The organism is Muriicola jejuensis (genome assembly GCF_010671595.1).
Taxonomy (GTDB): domain Bacteria; phylum Bacteroidota; class Bacteroidia; order Flavobacteriales; family Flavobacteriaceae; genus Muriicola; species Muriicola jejuensis.
In genome coordinates, this window is record NZ_JAABOP010000002.1 from 400683 (window position 1) to 419833 (window position 19151).

The 19151-nt window shown below is 51.0% G+C and carries 19 protein-coding genes; 7 read left to right on the top strand and 12 right to left on the bottom strand.

Going from position 1 to position 19151, the window contains the following annotated elements:
- Window positions 1–2 precede the first annotated feature (2 nt).
- The 4 genes from GWK09_RS09880 to GWK09_RS09895 are packed head-to-tail and all read left to right on the top strand — an operon-like array spanning window position 3 to window position 3761.
- Window positions 3–293, top strand: coding sequence for a riboflavin synthase subunit beta (locus GWK09_RS09880; protein WP_163693203.1), 291 nt, complete (start codon window positions 3–5; stop codon window positions 291–293).
- Entirely contained in the window at window positions 293–2140 is a 1848-nt protein-coding gene (gene mutL / locus GWK09_RS09885) for a DNA mismatch repair endonuclease MutL (RefSeq protein WP_163693205.1), read from the top strand. Before GWK09_RS09880 ends, mutL begins: the two co-directional genes overlap by 1 nt.
- Window positions 2141–2884 (top strand): rhomboid family intramembrane serine protease, encoded by a 744-nt coding sequence (locus GWK09_RS09890; protein ID WP_163693207.1) that lies wholly within the window; start codon window positions 2141–2143, stop codon window positions 2882–2884. It abuts the gene before it with no gap.
- Between the two features lie 4 nt (window positions 2885–2888).
- Window positions 2889–3761, top strand: a complete 873-nt coding sequence (locus tag GWK09_RS09895; protein WP_163693208.1) for a rhomboid family intramembrane serine protease — start codon at window positions 2889–2891, stop codon at window positions 3759–3761.
- Between the two features lie 204 nt (window positions 3762–3965).
- Here the strand turns inward: GWK09_RS09895 and GWK09_RS09900 are convergent, their stop codons facing one another.
- From GWK09_RS09900 to udk, 11 genes are all read right to left on the bottom strand, one after another.
- Entirely contained in the window at window positions 3966–4298 is a 333-nt protein-coding gene (locus tag GWK09_RS09900) for a DUF6122 family protein (RefSeq protein WP_163693209.1), read from the bottom strand.
- Window positions 4291–4923 carry a WbqC family protein gene (locus tag GWK09_RS09905; protein WP_163693210.1) on the bottom strand — a complete coding sequence of 211 codons (633 nt, stop codon included), beginning with the start codon at window positions 4921–4923 and terminating at the stop codon, window positions 4291–4293. Before GWK09_RS09905 ends, GWK09_RS09900 begins: the two co-directional genes overlap by 8 nt.
- A 17-nt stretch (window positions 4924–4940) precedes the next feature.
- On the bottom strand, window positions 4941–6644 hold the full coding sequence (gene lepB / locus GWK09_RS09910) for a signal peptidase I (protein ID WP_163693211.1): 1704 nt from the start codon (window positions 6642–6644) through the stop codon (window positions 4941–4943).
- 45 nt (window positions 6645–6689) lie between these two features.
- Complete coding sequence (gene dapB / locus GWK09_RS09915) at window positions 6690–7397, bottom strand: 4-hydroxy-tetrahydrodipicolinate reductase (RefSeq protein WP_163693212.1); 708 nt, start codon at window positions 7395–7397, stop codon at window positions 6690–6692.
- Window positions 7398–7400: 3 nt separating this feature from the next.
- Complete coding sequence (locus tag GWK09_RS09920) at window positions 7401–8036, bottom strand: DUF5683 domain-containing protein (protein ID WP_394367579.1); 636 nt, start codon at window positions 8034–8036, stop codon at window positions 7401–7403.
- On the bottom strand, window positions 8026–8931 hold the full coding sequence (locus GWK09_RS09925) for a ParB/RepB/Spo0J family partition protein (RefSeq protein ID WP_163693213.1): 906 nt from the start codon (window positions 8929–8931) through the stop codon (window positions 8026–8028). Before GWK09_RS09925 ends, GWK09_RS09920 begins: the two co-directional genes overlap by 11 nt.
- Window positions 8931–9704 carry a ParA family protein gene (locus GWK09_RS09930; protein WP_163693214.1) on the bottom strand — a complete coding sequence of 258 codons (774 nt, stop codon included), beginning with the start codon at window positions 9702–9704 and terminating at the stop codon, window positions 8931–8933. Before GWK09_RS09930 ends, GWK09_RS09925 begins: the two co-directional genes overlap by 1 nt.
- A gap of 143 nt (window positions 9705–9847) precedes the next feature.
- Complete coding sequence (scpA, locus tag GWK09_RS09935) at window positions 9848–11992, bottom strand: methylmalonyl-CoA mutase (protein WP_163693216.1); 2145 nt, start codon at window positions 11990–11992, stop codon at window positions 9848–9850.
- Window positions 11985–13364, bottom strand: coding sequence for a methylmalonyl-CoA mutase subunit beta (locus tag GWK09_RS09940; protein WP_163693218.1), 1380 nt, complete (start codon window positions 13362–13364; stop codon window positions 11985–11987). Before GWK09_RS09940 ends, scpA begins: the two co-directional genes overlap by 8 nt.
- Window positions 13354–13689: an FtsB family cell division protein gene (locus GWK09_RS09945; protein WP_163693221.1), complete on the bottom strand. Its 336-nt coding sequence runs from the start codon at window positions 13687–13689 to the stop codon at window positions 13354–13356. Before GWK09_RS09945 ends, GWK09_RS09940 begins: the two co-directional genes overlap by 11 nt.
- 5 nt (window positions 13690–13694) lie before the next feature.
- The gene (gene udk / locus GWK09_RS09950) at window positions 13695–14303 is read right to left on the bottom strand and encodes a uridine kinase (RefSeq protein ID WP_163693222.1); all 609 of its coding nucleotides are present in this window, start codon (window positions 14301–14303) and stop codon (window positions 13695–13697) included.
- Between the two features lie 262 nt (window positions 14304–14565).
- Here udk and GWK09_RS09955 point away from each other — a divergent pair, with 262 nt between their 5' ends.
- From GWK09_RS09955 to GWK09_RS09965, 3 genes are read left to right on the top strand one after another with little or no spacing between them, the layout of a single operon-like run.
- The gene (locus GWK09_RS09955) at window positions 14566–15051 is read left to right on the top strand and encodes an acetyl-CoA carboxylase biotin carboxyl carrier protein subunit (RefSeq protein WP_163693224.1); all 486 of its coding nucleotides are present in this window, start codon (window positions 14566–14568) and stop codon (window positions 15049–15051) included.
- Window positions 15052–15064: 13 nt separating this feature from the next.
- Window positions 15065–16507 carry an acetyl-CoA carboxylase biotin carboxylase subunit gene (gene accC, locus GWK09_RS09960; RefSeq protein WP_163693226.1) on the top strand — a complete coding sequence of 481 codons (1443 nt, stop codon included), beginning with the start codon at window positions 15065–15067 and terminating at the stop codon, window positions 16505–16507.
- A 3-nt stretch (window positions 16508–16510) separates the two neighbouring features.
- On the top strand, window positions 16511–18052 hold the full coding sequence (locus GWK09_RS09965) for an acyl-CoA carboxylase subunit beta (RefSeq protein WP_163693228.1): 1542 nt from the start codon (window positions 16511–16513) through the stop codon (window positions 18050–18052).
- Between the two features lie 20 nt (window positions 18053–18072).
- On the opposite strand, the gene GWK09_RS09970 is transcribed toward GWK09_RS09965, so the two are convergent.
- Window positions 18073–19149 (bottom strand): anhydro-N-acetylmuramic acid kinase, encoded by a 1077-nt coding sequence (locus GWK09_RS09970; RefSeq protein WP_163693229.1) that lies wholly within the window; start codon window positions 19147–19149, stop codon window positions 18073–18075.
- Window positions 19150–19151 lie beyond the last annotated feature (2 nt).

Here is a 19151-nt window from a genome sequence, read left to right on the forward strand (position 1 = left end):
ATATGGGACGATTTACGAGACTGCGGAAGAACAAGAAATTCAACTACTCACCTAAATATTTCGATGACAAAGGGGAGGGTAGTCCTTATAAGATTGAGCGCAAACTCGACCGGTACCGCACCACCACGGATTCCCCCGGGGGAATAAAGTCGCGTTGGAGTGCCGCCATGTCAGACCTCCGAAGGAATGCAGACAGGAATTACAAACTCCGGTTCCTCCTTATTCTCGCCATCCTGATCTTTATCGTCCTGTACCTCATCGATTTTGATATTTCCATCTTTATCCCCGAATAATGGCAGACCTCATCCATCTATTGCCGGACCATGTAGCCAACCAGATCGCGGCCGGGGAGGTTGTACAGCGACCTGCCTCTGTGGTCAAGGAACTGCTGGAGAATGCCGTAGATGCCGGGGCCACCGAAATAGAACTCATCGTGAAGGATGGGGGCAAGGCCCTGATACAGGTGGTGGATAACGGGAGCGGAATGAGCGAGACGGATGCGCGCATGAGTTTTGAGCGGCATGCGACCTCAAAGATCCAAAGTGCAGAGGACCTGTTTGAACTGCACACCAAGGGTTTCAGGGGAGAGGCCCTGGCCTCCATAGCGGCAATCGCCCATGTAGACATGCAGACCAGGCCGGCTGAGGACGAGGTGGGTACACATATACGGATAGAAGGGAGCAAGGTGGTTTCACAGCAGGCGGAGGTTTGCCCCAAAGGGACCTCCATCTCGGTTAAGAATTTGTTTTTCAATATTCCCGCGCGGAGGAATTTTCTAAAATCCAACTCCGTGGAATTCAGGCATATCACGGACGAATTCCACAGGGTGGCGCTGGCGCATCCCGCGATCGGTTTTCGATTTTACCACAACGGGAGTGAATTGTTCCACCTCAATCCGGCCGCGCTCAGGAAGCGCATCACGAATATCTTCGGTCACAGGATGGACGAGAAGCTCATTTCTGTGGAGGAGGAGACCCAGGTCGTAAGGATAGAAGGATTCATCTGCAAACCGGAATACGCTAAAAAAAGCAGGGGAGAACAGTACTTTTTTGTCAACGATCGGTTTATCAAAAGCCCTTACCTGCACCATGCCGTGGTCTCCGCCTATGAGGGCCTTCTAAAACCCGACGTTCATCCGGGATATTTCCTTTACCTGCAGGTAGACCCCCATTCCATAGACATCAATATCCATCCGACTAAGACGGAGGTCAAGTTCGACGATGAACACACCCTGTACGCCATCCTGAGGGCTGCCGTAAAGCACGGTCTGGGCCAGTTCCACCTGGCGCCAATGCTCGATTTTGAAAAGGACCAGAACCTGGAGACCCCCTATGCCTACAGGAATAAAGAGGCCCATGTCCCCGGGATCTCCGTAAACCCGGGTTTCAATCCGTTTGAAGAAAGTTCCGCCAGGTTTCCCTCCCATGGGGGATACCACAAAAAATCAGCAGAAGGGTGGGAGAACCTGTTCGTAGACCTCAAGTCAGGGACCGAAAGACAGGAGTCCTTCAGCAGTGTTCACTTCGAATCGGAGGCAGTGACGGGATCCATGTTCCCTTCCTCCGACGGGGATGAGGCTGGGGAAGGAACCACTTTTCAGCTCCGCCGAAAATACATCGTCACCACCATCAGGTCCGGTATGCTGATCATAGACCAACAGAGGGCCCACCAGAGGGTCCTGTACGAGAAATTCCTCAGGAGTTTGACGGTTAAGGAAAGCCTCAGCCAGCAACTCCTGTTCCCCGTTTCCCTGGATTTCTCACCTAACGAACGGCATGTTCTGGACGAACTCAGTGACCAGCTGAACGCCCTGGGCTTTGTGTTTGAAGAAAGCGATGATGAGCGGGTCATAGTAAAGGGACTTCCCCCCATGGTCCCTGAAAAAGAAGTGGTATCCGTGCTAGACCAGGTTATCTCTGAATACGGGCAGGGGAAGGAAGGAAATCTCTCCCAGTCCGATATGCTCGCGAAAGCCCTGAGTAGGTCGGTATGCGTCAAAACCGGGGACAGGATGGACAAAACCTCTCAACTGGCCCTGGTGAATGACCTTTTTGCCTGTAAGGAAACCCTGCTGAGTCCGTTTAATAAACCGATCTTTATCACCTTAACAGAAAACGAAATCGACAATAAATTCAAATAGATGGGAAGACTTACCGGTGCCATTAAACACCTGCTGATCGTAAATATCCTCTTTTTCGTAGCCACGGCTCTCTACGGGGAACAAATGTATCAATGGTTCTCTCTTTGGTTCCCGGAGAATGAGAATTTCGGTTACTGGCAAATCCTCTCCCATATGTTTATGCACGGGGGTTTTATGCATATCCTTTTCAATATGTATGCACTCTGGGCCTTTGGTTCCCCCCTGGAGCATATGTGGGGGAAGAACAAGTTCCTCTTCTTCTATTTTTCGGCGGGCATCGGAGCCGCAATTATCCATACGGCAGTGAATTACTATTATTTCAATGAAGGAATGGATGTGTTGCTTAATGCTGGTCTGACGCGACCTGAGGTAATGGACCTGATTTCCCAGGGGAAGTTTAACCCGGGCTGGTACAACCTGGCCCCCAGGAGTACCATAGACAACTTCCTAATGGCGTATAGTACTCCAGCTGTAGGGGCCTCAGGAGCCATCTACGGGATTCTGGTCGCCTTCGGCATGTCATTCCCGAACAGCGAACTTTTTCTCATTTTTCTTCCCATTCCAATCAAGGCCAAATACTTTATACCCGTACTTATAGGTCTCGACCTCTTTTCCGGCGTTACGGGATACTCTATCTTTGGCCAGGGGATCGCTCACTTTGCCCATGTGGGAGGTGCCTTGTTCGGATTTATTATGATGTGGTACTGGAAAAAGACCCAGTTCAATAAAAACAGATGGAATTAAACCCATGAGTACAGGAGGACTGAGATATCAATACGCCCGCTTAAATATCGCGGAGAAACTGATCGTGATCAACGTGGCGGTATTTATTCTTAACGCCCTGTTGCCATTTCTCCTGGGGCTGGGAAAAAACGCCATTTCCCAATGGTTCGAATTGCCTGTAGACCTCATGGCGTTCCTGTTCCAGCCCTGGTCTATTGTCTCCTACTCTTTTTTCCATGCAGATTTCTTCCACCTGTTCTGGAATATGCTGTTGCTCTATTTCTCTGCCAGGATCTTTTTGAACCTGTTCTCTGCCCGTACCCTTGTTAATGTATACTTCCTGGGAGTAATCCTGGGCGGACTCCTATTCGTGCTCAGCTATAATGTCTTCCCCGTTTTCCTGGGATCCAATTCAGCCATCATAGGTGCCTCAGCCGGGGTAACCGCCGTACTGATCTTTATATGCGCCTATATCCCCAACCAGGAGGTGCGGGTCCTTTTTTTCAATATTAAATTATGGTACATAGGGGCATTTTTTGTCCTTGTCGATCTCATCAGTATCCCGGCCAGCAACTCTGGTGGACATCTGGCCCACCTCGGCGGGGCACTCCTGGGCTATGTTTACGCCCGTCAACTCGCTAAGGGAAAGGATATAGGTGAAGGTTTTTCGAAACTACTGGATGGCCTGGGAGCCATGTTCAAACCCCGGGAGAAGAAGGCCCCCATGAAGACCGTATACCGTAAAAAAAGTAAGGTCTCCAGCTCCAAGATCGATTATGACAAGGAGAGTCGGCAGCGAAAAATAGACAACATCCTCGACAAGATCAGCAAGTCGGGGTACGAAAGCCTGTCCAAGGCCGAAAAGGACTTCCTCTTCAAGGCGGGGAAGGAAGAATGAGTTGGATGAAAAGATCGGCTTTTTTTACTTTTTAGGCAGAGTGGTCTTACTTGCAGTATCCTTCACCCTACTGCTCTTTTGTCTCTATAAGACAGTATGTAATGCAGAAATCGTTTCCTTAGATCTCCAGTCCATAGTTCTTCCTACTTCCTAACACTAGTGTCCACCTCAATTTCGACGTTCAGTATTCAGACCATTATCCGGTCAGGGCATCATTCCGCCTTCCCCCCCGATAAAAAGGCAGTCCGTCCAATCTGCCAGCATGTGAAGCAACAATCCGATCCCCCAGATCCGCAAGGGTTTGAAAAATAGAAAGAGCGTATATACGCCCATGGCCCAATAGGTATGAAGCGGATGGAAATTGATGCTGCAGCGGTTAGGGTCAAAGATGGGATCAGCCCAAAGATGGTCTAAATCGATCAAAATGGCAGAAAGGAGTATCAATACCGCACGCCAGGGACGAGCCCTGTAAAACAGGAAAGCTACTGCAAAGGGCAATAAAAAGTGTATCCCGTAATGTAGGAAGAGTCTAAGCATGTTCCAAATTTAATGGCAGGGACCTCAGGTAATCCGCTGCGTGGGTCCCTTCGTTAAACAGGAGATCCAGTATACTGAGGTTGGGAACAAATCCGTGTTTTTCCGTAAATACCTGGGTATATTGAGGAGGTTCAAAGGCCAATGGTTTTTTTGCGTTCACCAGATGCCTCATGTCTCTGACACCCTTCAGAACAGGTTCGTATTGTTCCGTTCTCCCTACCGGGAAAGGGAGTCCGAGGAGGGTACAAATCACATGGATGCATTCCAGGTTGAAGTCGAGCAGAAACGTATGTGATTCACGGAACAATGGGGCCAGATCCTCCTCGTAGTATTCAAAGAATGGGGAAGACCTGTAGGCGGTTTCCAGGGTGCGCCAGTGCAGCCTTTGCCAGGCATAGGAATTGTCGACCTTTACATCCCTGTAATACTGTTTTCCCTGTTTCCCGCCTACGTGTTTGATCGGGATGCTTATCAGGTGTTTTCCCTGATCCGTACAGATACAGGTCCTGTTCCTGAAAGTCTGTTTCTGGTAAAAGTCACAGACTTCCCACTGACACTCCTCTCGGGTGATGAGGGCCATCGTGCCTATATTAGGAAAATACGCGGGATGAAGGACATGGAGCATGACTACAAGGCTCGGATCTATTTCGTGCTGCTTTTTTTCCTCCGCTTGCGGACAAAATCAAAGAGAAACCAGGCCGCCAGGGCCATGAGGAAATAGCGGAAATAGGACACGGGTTCCCCCTCTCCATTTACCGTGGTAAAGATCCGGTCCCACCGGGGTTTCCAGTGTGCTATCCCTTCGTTGAAATTGTCAAAGCTCAACCAGATGAAAATGGGGGTCCCCACGATATGGTTTTCGGGGACATAGCCCCAGGTCCGGCTGTCCTCCGAATGGTCCCTGTTGTCTCCCATCATCCAGTAGTAATCCTGTTGGAAGGTGTATTGCTGTACCGCCTCCCCGTTCACGAGTACCTGGTTTCCGGAAACACCTACGGTGTTGCCCTCGTAATCCCGGATGATCTTTTTATAGAGGGGAAGTACATCGACATTGAGTGATACCGTACTCCCCTTCGCGGGAATGAAGATGGGTCCGAAATTGTCATTGTTCCATGGATATTCAGGATTCTGAGGAAAAACACTAATGTCTCTATCCCCTTTAGGTTCGATGATCTTAACGACGGAATCGATCTGAGGGTTGGCGCGGAGCTGGGCCACCATCTCATCGGTAAGGGTGGCCCGTCGCTCCCTGTCCGTGATCTCCCGAAGGGACAACCCCAGGCTTCTTATTACCTCAGCGGGGATCCCTCTGCTGTCCGTGAGGATCACAGGGGGGTTATTCTGGCCGAAGACCGCAAATCCTGAAGACTGGAGGGCCATTATCTGTTGCGGACTAAGGGTTTGTGCCACATAGGTCCTGTTGAATTCAGAAACGCCAAGCTCCAGCAACAACCTGGAGGAAACCCCATCCTGGGCGTACAGCATATAATCATACTGGGGCTTCGCCCGGTCAGACAGTTGGAGTTGCTTTCCGTCTATATACACATAGCCGTCCCTGATTTCGAGAGAATCCCCGGGAAGCCCAACGCACCGTTTTACATAGTTGGATTTCTTGTCAATGGGTTTGACCACCCCTGCTTCCTTCTTGAAAAAGGCCCTGACCGTATCGGCCGGCCAGCTGAAGACCACAATGTCATTGCGATCTACCTTGGTAAAGCCGGGCAGCCTGAAATAGGGGAGTTGCGGTTTTTTAAGGTAGGAACGCGTCCCAAATACTGGTAGCGTATCATGAACCATAGGGGCTGCGATGGTGGTCATGGGTGCCCTTGCCCCGTAGTGGAATTTGCTGACGAACAACAGGTCACCTATACGTAGGGTGCGTTCCAGGGAACCTGTCGGGATCACATAAGGCTGAATAAAATAGGTATGTACCAGGGTGGCTGCCACCACTGCAAAGACGATCGAACTGACCCATTCCCCGGAACTGCTCTTGGGATGCAGGCTTCTATCCTTGATGTGGCTCACTTCCAGGGCGTAGTTGACGTAATAAATATAGAATCCCAGGGTCAGGATGGTCAGCCAGGTATCTGCCAGGCTGTTGCGTCCAAAACTCCTGACGGTCTCCACCCAGATGACCGGGAACATGAGCAGGTTGATGATGGGGATGAATAGGAGGATCACCCACCAGGCCGGACGGTTGATGATCTTCATCAATACCACGGCATTATAGATGGGAATGGCTGCTTCCCAGGGTTTTCTGCCCGCTATTTTATAGAGTTTCCAGGTACCCAGAAAGTGGATGACCTGTACCAGAAGTATAAAGAGGATCCATTGTGTTACGTCCATTTGAAGCTTTTTTTGGCGTTACGGGGGCAAGGTATCATTTTGTGTTCACTTACGACCGAGGTTTAACACGTCTTTCATACTAAAGACCCCCTGTTTTCCGAGGATCCATTCAGCGGCCACCACCGCCCCCAATGCAAATCCCTTCCTGCTGAAGGCCTCGTGGCTGATACGTATCTCATCAACCCCCCCTGTATAGGTAATCACGTGGGTGCCTGGAACCTCCCCCTCCCTGTGGGAATAGATCGGAATGGTTTCCGGCCCCTCTTTGTCCAGAGCCCATTTTTTATAGCCCGAATTCTCAATGATCCCTTCGGCCAGGGTGATGGCCGTGCCGCTGGGGGTATCCAGTTTGTGGATGTGGTGGGTTTCGTCTATGCCGACCTCGTATTCACCTGTTTTGTCGACCATACTGGCCAGGATCCTGTTGAGTTCAAAAAAGATATTGACGCCCAGGCTGAAATTGGAGGCATAGAGGAATGCGCCTTTCACTTTTTCACAGTGGTCGCTCACCTCCCCAAATCGCTCCAGCCAGCCCGTGGTACCTGAAATCACCGGAACACCTTTGGAAAGGCAGCCTTTGATATTGGTTACGGCCGACTCAGGTACGCTGAAATCGATAGCGACCTCCATTTCACCATAAGGGATCTCCCCGGGTTTTTCGTCTATCCGTGCTACGATCTGGTGCCCTCGTTCAAGGCTGATCTCGTCGATCATCCTGCCCATTTTCCCGTATCCGAACAATGCGATCTTCACCCGCTAGAATTTAATGACCATGGCGACCCCGTAATTCGGGGCAGATGTGATGGGATGGTTTTCCAAATAAGGCCTGACATCCAGGCTGAGGTCGTCATTGACATTGAACTGTTTCAGGTGGGCATCCACATTGGCATCGATAATATTGAAGGCATAAAGACCGATGGTGATCAACAAAGCCAGGTCGCGGTCTCTCTGGTATCTTTCCTGAGCGTCCTGCAGGGCCTCGTCCGAGAGGTCCGGACTTCCGGCTACGATCCCGCTCCCGTTGATATCGTAGAATTCATCATCCGTAAAACCGGCCCTTCGGCGTTTGAAGGCGGATCGGAAACGATCGTAGAGATCGTCGTTGTAGACATAGGCATATACACCGGTACCAATGGCTCCGTAAACGATAGGGACCTTCCAGTACCTGCGGTTGTATATCTGTCCCAGTCCGGGGAGTATGGCGGAATAAAAGGCTGCTTTGCTGGGAGCCAGGGGGTTTACTTTTTTCTTCTCGATACGGCCGTCGACAACGATCCCTTTACCCTTGAGGTTGTTCCTCAGAGAATCCGTATCCGATTCCTTCTTCTGAGCATGGGACTGGGCCAAACAGAAAAACAGCAGGAGAAAAAAAAAAGGCCCCTTATTCACCAGTGATCAGTTTAATGATTCGGTTCAACTCCTCTTTGGACCTGAATGAGATGGTCATCTTCCCCTTTTCATTGTCCTGCGTATTCAGGGAGACATCGGTTTCCAGGTAGTGGGACAGGGCGATCTCGTTGTTGATAATAAAAAGGGACTTATCGGACCTTTTACTGACCGTTTTGTTCTGGACCTTCCCGGATTCGTGATATTTCCTCACGAGGTCCTCTGTTTGCCTCACAGAAAGACTGTTCTCAATGATCTGTTCGTAAATCTCAAGCTGGTCTGATCGCTTTTCGATGTTGACAAGTGCCCGGCCGTGGCCCATGGTGATAAAACCATCCCTCATCCCCGTCTGAATAATCGGGTCTAGTCTCAGCAGGCGCAGATAATTGGTGATGGTCGACCTTTTCTTGCCCACCCGGTCACTCAATTTTTCCTGTGTCAGTTCGATCTCTTCGATCAGGCGCTGATAGGACAGGGCGATCTCTATGGGGTCGAGGTCTTCCCTTTGAATATTTTCCACCAGGGCCATTTCAAGGGATTCCTGGTCATTGGCGATTCGGATGTAGGCCGGGATAGTCTCCAGACCGACCAACCTGGAGGCCCTGTAACGGCGCTCCCCCGATACCAGCTGGTATTTGTTGAAGTCCAGTTTCCTGACCGTAATCGGCTGTATGACCCCGAGTTCCCTGATAGAGGAGGCGAGCTCCTGAAGGGCTTCATCATTGAAGTTAGACCTGGGCTGGAACGGGTTTACATCTATGGAGTCGAGATCGAGTTCCACGATATTTCCGACCACCTTATCCGCATTCTTGTCGGAGACGGATCGAATGTCGTTCTCAGGGTCTTTAAGCAAGGCCGATAATCCGCGGCCCAGGGCCTGTTTTTTGGTAGCTTTTGCCATTACACTTTCTCTTTGTTCTTCTTGAGAAGCTCGTTGGCCATATTCAGGTAATTAACTGCTCCTTTACTGCTGGCATCGTATTTTATAATGCTTTCCCCATAGCTAGGCGCTTCTCCAAGCCTTACATTCCTCTGGATGATCGTATCGAAGACCATGTCCGAGAAATGTTTCTTCACTTCCTCCACTACCTGGTTAGACAAGCGGAGCCGGGCGTCGTACATGGTGAGTACCATGCCTTCTATGTCGAGGTCCGGATTGTGGATGCGCTGAACGCTCTTGATCGTATTCAACAGTTTCCCGAGGCCCTCAAGGGCAAAATACTCGCACTGTATGGGGATGATCACCGAATCAGCCGCTGTCAGTGCGTTAAGGGTGAGTAACCCCAGGGAAGGGGCGCAATCGATCAGGATATAATCGTAGTCCTCCTTCAGGTCTACAATGGCCTTCTTCATCATATACTCCCTGTCATCCTTATCCACCAGTTCGATCTCTATGGCCACCAGGTCTATGTGGGAGGGGATCAGGTCCACGTTGGGAGAGGAGGTCTTTATAATGGTTTCTTTTGCGGAACAGCTATGCTCCAGTACCTGATAAGTTCCGAGATCCACGGATTCTACGTCAATTCCGAGGCCGGAGGTCGCATTCGCCTGGGGATCCGCATCGATCAGGAGTACCTTTTTTTCCAAAACACCGAGGGAGGCAGCCAGGTTAACTGTGGTAGTGGTTTTACCCACCCCGCCCTTTTGGTTTGCAATAGCAATAATTTTGCCCATCGTCATAGTAAGTTAGGGGTTAAAAATACAATTATTTGACCAGCCAGAAAATGTATTTTGTTAACAGAAAGTGGATAACTCTGGGAGGTTCGGTCCGATATGAGACCCCAGATGCATCCGGTAATAAGGCAGGTGTTATCCCCTTAGTCGAGTAGGATCTCCAGGATCTGAATGGCGGCATCGCTGATCCTGGTACCCGGGCCAAAAACGGCCACGGCCCCGGAGTCGAACAAATAATCGTAGTCCTGTTTTGGAATCACTCCTCCCACGATCACCATGATATCGCTCCTGCCGTATTTTCTGAGAGCCTCTATGACCTGGGGGACCAGGGTCTTATGTCCTCCGGCCAGGGAGGAGACCCCCAGGATATGAACGTCGTTTTCCACGGCTTGTTTGGCGGCTTCTTCCGGGGTCTGAAAAAGCGGGCCGATGTCCACATCAAATCCCAGGTCGGCATAGCCCGTGGCGACCACTTTGGCACCCCGATCGTGTCCGTCCTGTCCCATCTTTGCGATCATGATACGGGGTCTGCGCCCGTCCTGAAGGGCGAAGGCGTCCGCTAGTTGCCGGGCTTTCTTAAAGTTCTCGTCGTCCTTGATTTCTTTGGAATACACTCCTGAAAAGGTCTGGATTTTAGCGTTGTAACGGTTGAATACGGCCTCCAGAGCACTGCTGATCTCCCCCAGGGTAGCCCTTTTGCGGGCCGCATCCACGGCTAAAGCTAACAAATTAAGCTCATTTTTTCCGTTTGATTCTTCCGACTTTTTACGGGCTGCCTCAGTGAGCCGGTCCAGGGCCTCGCCAACTGCCCTGGCATCCCTTTCCTTTTTGATTTTTTCAAGCCTCTCGATCTGCTGTTTTCTCACCTTGGCGTTGTCTACTTCCAGGATCTGCAACATTTCTTCTTCTTCCAGCCTATATTTGTTCATCCCCACGATGATATCCTGCCCGCTGTCTATACGGGCCTGTTTTTTGGCCGCCGCTTCCTCTATCCTCAGCTTGGGGATCCCGGCCTCAATCGCCTTGGTCATCCCCCCCAGTTCCTCGACCTCTTCGATCAACTTCCAGGCTTTCCTGGCCAGGGCATCGGTGAGGTATTCCACATAATAGGAACCGGCCCATGGGTCTACCGTCCTTGTGATCCCGGTCTCCTCCTGCAGGTAGATCTGTGTATTCCTCGCGATCCTCGCCGAGAAATCCGTGGGCAAGGCGATGGCCTCATCCAGGGCGTTGGTGTGCAGGCTCTGGGTGCCACCGAAGGCCGCAGCCGCAGCTTCAATGGTCGTCCTGGCTACATTGTTAAAAGGGTCCTGCTCGGTCAGGCTCCATCCACTGGTCTGACAATGGGTCCGCAAGGCCAGGGATTTGTCGTTTTGAGGGTTGAACTGACTTACCAGTTTTGCCCAGAGCATACGTCCTGCCCTAAGCTTGGCGATCTCCATAAAATGGTTCATCCCAATGGCCCAGAAAAAAGACAGGCGGGGTGCAAAGGCGTCTATATCCAGGCCGGCTTTCAGGCCTGTCCTGATATATTCAAGGCCGTCTGCCAGGGTATACGCCAGTTCGATATCCGCCGTGGCGCCCGCCTCGTGCATATGGTAGCCGGAGATACTGATGCTGTTGAACCGGGGCATAAACCGACTTGTAAATTCGAAGATGTCTGCTACGATCTTCATGGATGGCCCGGGGGGATAGATATAGGTATTCCGGACCATGAATTCTTTTAGGATGTCATTCTGAATGGTGCCTGCGAGTTTTTCCGGGGGTACGCCCTGCTCTTCGGCTGCCACGATGTAAAAGGCCATGATGGGAAGGACCGCCCCGTTCATAGTCATGGACACGGACATCTGGTCTAAGGGGATCCCGTCAAAGAGGATCTTCATGTCCTCTACGCTGTCGATCGCCACTCCCGCCTTGCCCACGTCTCCCTGAACCCGATCATGGTCGCTGTCATACCCCCGGTGGGTGGGGAGGTCGAAGGCCACTGAAAGCCCTTTCTGACCTGCGGCCAGGTTCCTCCTGTAGAAGGCGTTGCTTTCTTCAGCCGTGGAAAATCCTGCATACTGCCGAATGGTCCAGGGCCGTTGCACGTACATGGTGGGGTAGGGTCCCCTGAGGAATGGCGGGATCCCGGCAGCAAAGTCGAGGTGTTCCAGGTCAGAGATATCTTCCTTCTTAAATCGCCGGGGCAGGTCGATCCCCTCAGCAAAAAGGGCGGTCCTTTCTGCTCCTGTGAAAGTGTCAGAATGGCCTTCAAGTTTCATATTTTGCAGGTTCTTCCTATTCATGCTCCAGTCTTTTTTTCTCCATGTTCTCTGCCAGCCTCTTTTCCAGGATAGGCTCCAAAAGGGTCTTTTCCGCCCGCTTCTGTGCAAAAGGAGTAACCTCCAACTCTCCTTTCATACGGTCCTCAGGGTTGGAGTAGGCATTCGTCCCGACCAGTACCAGTTCGTTTTGGTCAAAAGATTCCTGCTCCTTAGCCGCCTGCTCACGGATCTTCTTTTGTATGACGTGTTTTTTAAGGGCGGAGAGGAAGCCCCCTGAGGCTTCTATGGATTTAAATACCGCCAAAGCCTTTTTGGCCAGCTGGGAGGTCAGGGTCTCTATGTAATACGCCCCGTCTGCCGGATTGCTCACGGAGCCCAGGTAGGCCTCTTCCTTGAGGATCAGTAGCTGGTTCCTCGCGATGCGGTCACCAAATGGGTTTTCCTTGTGATAGAGTGCGTCGTAGGGCAGGTTGAGGACCGTGTCTGCCCCTCCGTTCACCGCCGCCATGCATTCCATGGTGGTCCTCAACATATTGGCGTTGTATTCGTAAAGGGTCTTGTTCCTCCGGGTAGGGCGGGCGATAATGTGGCAATCTTCCGGAGCCCCAAACTCCCGGGCAAGGGAAGCCCATAATAACCTCATGGCCCTGAGTTTAGCGATCTCGAAAAAATAATTGGAATCCACGGCCATCCTGAAAACGGGTTGCCGGAATGATTTCTCTTTTCCTTCGGATGCAAGGAGGTGCATGTATTCACAGGCATGGGCCAGGGTATATGCCAATTGTTGCACCCGGGTGGCACCGGCATTCTGGTAGAGGGTTCCATCCACAGAAAAAGGGTGTATACCAAACTGGCCACGGATAAGACCCACGCCCATCTCCAGGTCCTGTTTCATGGAATGGTGCCAGTTGCCGGTTCGGGCCAGTTGCCCGATGACATCCCAATGCAGGAATAAGGGCCCTTTTCCGGTACGAATAACGGAATTGTATTGTTCGGTGAATGAGTGGGATATGAAGGGTATCTCAAAATGCAAGGGAACCGTGCTGAGCTCCTTATCTGTTAAAAGATCTTTTAGATCGAACTCCTCTTCGACCTTAAAATAGAGGCTTTCAGCTCCTTTTTCGAGGGCTTCTAACGCCTTTTCCCTGGCTGTTTTGGCGTCCTTGGCGTCAATGATCTGTCCGATTATCCAGCCATCGGGAGATTTAATGTGCCGCTCGGCGAGGCCTTGCAGGTCCTCTGCATGGTAGAAGGGTTTTACCTTGAGTTGGTCCGGGCTGTCCCATACCAGGAGGTCATTGTAGTCCTTTCCCTTGAGCCCTACCTGTATTTGCTGCTTCCACTCCTTTGCGGTCACGGGCGGGAAATCGTAGAAAGGGGTCTTACTCTTCATCTTTTTTGTTTTTCAGGCTGTCCTCGTATTCAATGAGGTAGATCTCTTCTTCCTTTTTCTTAAGGTAGTACTTTTCCCTGGCGAATTTTTCGAGTTCCTCGGGATCCGACAGCAATTCGAGCGTTTTGCGGTCCTTTTCGATCTCGCTTTTCAGGAATTCCTTTTGTTTTTCAAGGTCGTTTATCTGTTTTTGCAATTCCCTATGGATCAAGAGGGAGTTCGTATCGAAAAAGACCATCCATACCACAAAGGCGGTCAGGACCACTACATACAAATTAGTGGCGATGGAAAACCATTTCTTCTTTCTCAGGTCCTTTAATCCCATACCGCTCAGTTCAATTTGTCATTAATTATGGTCCTCACAATGTCTACGGCCACCGTATTGTATTTGTTGTTGGGAATGATGATATCTGCGTATTCCTTGGTAGGCTCTATGAACTGGTCGTGCATGGGTTTTAGGGTGGTCTGGTACCTGGTCAGGACCTCCTGCAGGTCTCTTCCCCTCTCGTGTATATCCCGTTTGAGCCTTCTTATGAGCCTTTCGTCTGAGTCGGCGTGGACGAAGATCTTGATGTCGAACATCTTGCGGATTTCAGGATGGGTGAGTATCAGAATGCCTTCCACGATCATCACCTTCCGGGGATGGGTCCTGATGACGTCGCCCGTCCGGTTGTGTTTTGAAAAAGAGTAGACGGGCTGGTCAATGGGTTGCCCATTTCGGAGTAAGCCGAGGTGCTCTCTCAACAGATCAAAATCGATGGCCCGGGGATGGTCAAAGTTGATCTTTGCCCTTTCTTCATAGGACAGATGGGAAAGATCGTTGTAATAGGAATCCTGAGAGATCACTCCAACCTCTTTCTCCGGTATCTCATTGATGATCTGGTTGACTACCGTGGTCTTTCCGCATCCCGTGCCTCCGGCAATCCCAATGATAAGCATGCAGTTTACTTTTTGTTCAAAAATAAGGGTTTTAACCTTTACTTGTCGCCTGCCTGGCCGATGAATTTGCCCCGGTATCTTTACCCTCCGGAACCCGATGTGCTTTTTATAGAATTCAGGCGCAACATCTCTTTAAATCTGCTTGTCCTCGAGGCAGAACTATCCTTCCCCGGGCCCAAAAGGACATGGGTAAATAAATTTCACCCCCTTTTTAATTTTACATATCTTGCCTGTGGTACGCAATAAAAACAACTTCCGCGATATGCCTAAACCGTATAAGGTTACTGTCAATGGGACCTACGATTTTGAATTGTCTGAAAAGGATCTGGAGTCCCTCGACATCCTGAAAACCTCCACATCGAGGTACCACGTATTAAAGGAAAATGAACCCTTTCCCTCAGAGGTCCTCTCGAGCGATTTTAATGGGAAGACCTATCGCATTAAGGTCAGGAATGACATTTACGAGGTGCGTCTTCAAAATGAACTGGACCAGCAGATATCCCGGATGGGATTTTCACTCGGCTCTGTCAAGAATATCACTGCCATCTCGGCGCCTATGCCCGGACTCATACTTGAGATCAGGGTCAGGGAAGGGGATCAGGTCGCCGAGGACGCTCCTTTGCTGATCCTGGAGGCCATGAAGATGGAGAATGTGATCACTTCCCCGAGGGAGGGTGTCATCGAGAGCATTTCCGTCAAGGTGGGTGAATCGGTAGACAAGAAACAATTGCTCATTACATACGCCTAAAGTCCGAAACTTTATGAAAAAAATACTGGTCGCAAATCGGGGTGAGATCGCCATTAGGGTCATGAGGACCGCCAGGAAAATGGGCATCAAGACCATTGCCGTGTATTCCACGGCAGACCGCCATGCCCCTCACGTAAAATTTGCGGATGAAGCCGTCTGCATAGGGGAAGCCCCTTCTAAAGAATCCTACCTCAACGGGAAGAGGATTATAGAGGAAGCCACTCGTCTCGGGGCCGATGCTATACATCCCGGATATGGGTTCCTGAGTGAGAATGCCGCTTTTGCAAAGGCGGTGACCGAGAGTGGGATCACCTTTATAGGCCCGGGTCCCAGGGCCATCGAAATGATGGGCAGCAAACTGGCAGCCAAGGAAGCGGTCAAAAAATATGATATCCCCATGGTCCCCGGGGTCGATGAGGCTATTTCCGATGTGAATAAAGCCAGGGCTATTGCCAGGGAGATCGGGTTCCCGATCCTTATCAAGGCTTCGGCAGGTGGAGGGGGAAAAGGCATGCGGATCGTGGAAAAGGAAAAAGACCTGGAATCACAGATGGAACGCGCTATTTCGGAGGCCACCTCGGCATTCGGGGACGGTTCTGTATTTATCGAAAAGTATGTGAGTTCTCCCAGGCATATAGAAATACAGATCATGGCAGACTCCCATGGGAACATCCTGTATTTCTTTGAACGCGAATGCAGTATACAACGCCGCCACCAGAAAGTAGTGGAGGAGGCACCCTCCGCTATCCTTACCCCGGAATTAAGGCGGGAAATGGGCATTGCCGCCACCAAGGTGGCTCGTTCCTGTTACTATCTGGGTGCGGGGACCGTGGAATTCCTGATGGACGCAGGCCACAATTTCTATTTCCTCGAGATGAATACGAGGCTGCAGGTTGAACATCCAGTAACGGAGTTGGTTACCGGGGTAGACCTGGTAGAACTTCAGATCCGGGTTGCCAGGGGAGAAGAACTGCCTATGAAACAGGAAGACCTGACCATCAGGGGACATGCTCTGGAACTCCGCGTGTATGCAGAAGATCCTCTTAACAATTTTCTGCCAAGCGTCGGGACACTGGAGAGATATCGCCTGCCGTCAGGGGAGGGGATACGGGTAGACAACGGCTTTGAGGAGGGGATGGAGATCCCCATTTTCTATGACCCTATGCTAGCCAAGTTATGCACGTACGGCAAGAGCCGGCAGGAAGCCATTCAGCGTATGATCGAGGCCATAGACCAGTACGAAGTGGAAGGAATACAGACCACATTGCCCTTCGGTCGATTTGTATGTGAGCACGAAGCCTTCCGCAGCGGACAGTTCGACACCCATTTTGTTAAGAACCACTATTCCCCTGAAGTGCTTTTGAAAAAGGAACAGGAAGAAGCTCGGATTGCAGCACATATCGCGTTAAAAAAATACCTTGAAGATCAGAAATCGTTAAGGATACCAACTTCATAGAAGATGAGCTCGAATATTGAGAAATTGAATGAACGTATAACCCAGGCCAAACTGGGTGGGGGTCAGAAGCGGATAGACCGCCAACACCAGAACAAAAAACTGACAGCCCGTGAACGCGTCGAATACCTCCTGGATGAAGGATCCTTTGAGGAGATGGGCATACTGGTCACCCACAGGACGACCGATTTCGGGATGGATAAGGAGATCTATTTCGGGGATGGGGTGGTCACGGGCTATGGAACCATCCATGGAAGGCTGGTCTATGTATACGCCCAGGACTTTACCGTTTTTGGCGGGGCCTTGTCGGAAACACATGCCGAGAAGATCTGCAAGATCATGGACCTGGCGATGAACGTAGGCGCACCTGTCATCGGGCTCAACGACTCAGGGGGAGCCAGGATTCAGGAAGGCGTTAGGTCCCTGGGGGGCTACGCCGATATCTTTTACCGCAATGTAAAGGCTTCCGGGGTCATTCCCCAGCTATCCGCCATCATGGGGCCATGTGCCGGTGGGGCCGTCTACTCACCGGCGATCACAGATTTTACACTGATGGTAGAGGGAACCAGCTATATGTTCGTCACCGGACCCAACGTGGTCAAGACCGTGACCAATGAGGAGGTTACCTCGGAAGAACTGGGAGGAGCCAGTGCCCACGCCATCAAATCAGGGGTAGCCCATAAAACTTCCTCCAATGACGTGGAATGCCTGGAAGACCTGAAGAACCTGCTGAGTTACCTCCCACAAAGCCATAAGGAAAAGCCAATGGACCTCCCTTTCGAATTGGGGGAAGAGTACAGGGACGTTTTGGAAACCATCGTACCGGACAGTCCCAACAAACCGTATGATATGCACGAGGTGATCCGGGGGATCATAGACGAGGGCAGCTTTTATGAGATCCACAAGGATTTTGCCGAGAATATCATTGTAGGCTTTGCCCGTATGGCAGGGAAAAGTATTGGAATCGTGGCAAACCAGCCCATGTTCCTGGCCGGGGTGCTGGACGTGAACTCATCCCGGAAAGCGGCCCGTTTTACCCGTTTCTGCGACAGTTTCAATATCCCGCTTCTGGTCCTGGTGGATGTGCCCGGCTTCCTGCCCGGAACGGACCAGGAATGGAATGGGATCATCGTGCACGGGGCCAAGCTGCTGTATGCCCTGAGCGAGGCCACGGTGCCCAAGGTCACCGTGATCACTCGTAAAGCGTATGGGGGTGCTTACGACGTAATGAATTCCAAGCATATTGGCGCCGATTTCAACTACGCCTGGCCCACGGCAGAGATCGCGGTAATGGGAGCGAAAGGAGCCAGTGAGATCATCTTTCGGAAAGAGATCAGGGAAGCGGAGGATACCGCAAAAGAACTGGCAGAGAAGGAAGCCGAATACGCAGAGAAATTTGCTAACCCTTTTAAGGCGGCCAGGAGGGGATTTATTGACGAAGTGATCCTGCCCAGGGAAACGAGGAGGAAACTCATCAAGACCTTCAGCATGCTCGAGAATAAAGACGTGTCCATGCCGCCGAAGAAACACGGAAATATCCCTCTTTAGGTATCCTTTGAAATCGCGGACTAACTCGGGAGAAAGACCACTCCGGAGGAGGAGTCCCTTTTGGCACCGGTGACCGAACTGAGTACGTTGATCTCCTGTTCTATCCTCAGTACACCCATAAAAGCGAATACCAGGGCCTCTTTGAATTCGATCAGTTCCCGGGAAGGGATCTCGAGGATGATGTGCTCCACTGTTTTCTGCTGCAACACTTCGGTGAGGTAGGTGTTGAACGCGCCTCCCCCTGTCACCAGCAGGGTTTTGGAGTCCTTTGAACTGAGTTTTCGTACCTCCCTGCCGATCTGTCCGCAGATATGATGAACGGCGGTATGTAGCAAGGATTCCATCGAGGCCTTTTCCGCATCGATAAGAGGTGCTACTTCGGAAATGAACCATTCGTACCCGGTCGACTTAGGATAGGGTTTTTTGTAGTATTCGAGACCGTCCAGAGCCTTTAGAAGTGATGGGTTGAGCTTTCCCTTCCGGGCCAGTTGCCCTCCCTTGTCATAGGGGATGTCCTCCTTTGCAGTGATATGGTTGAGCAACATATTAGCCACTCCTATATCATAGGCGATCCGCTTGCCATTGCTGTGAAAGGAGATATTGCTGATCCCGCCCAGATTCAGGCAGAAATCATAAGAAGCGAAGAGGAAATGGTCCCCTACAGGCACCAGGGGTGCCCCCTGTCCTCCCAGGGCCACATCGTTGGTTCGGAAATCGCAGATGGTACGTATTCCACTGGCATTGGCCAGGTGCTGCCCGGAACCTATCTGGAATGTCAGGCCCTTTTCGGGCTGATGGTGCACGGTATGTCCATGGCTGGATATAAAATCGACTTCCAGACCTTCCTCGTCCTTAAAAAGCCTGGATTGCTCCCCCAGCCAGGTGCCATAATCGTTGTGAAGTTGAAACAATTGATCTGCAGGCAGGCTGATGGCCGATTTGAGTTTTTCATATCTCTTTTTGTCATAAGCAATGCTCCGGGTGGTCTTGATTTCGAACTCCCAGCGGGTTAGGTTCTTCCAGATATGACAATAGCACAGGTCCAGCGCATCCAGGGAGGTGCCAGACATAAGGCCGATAACTTTGTAGATCTTCATAG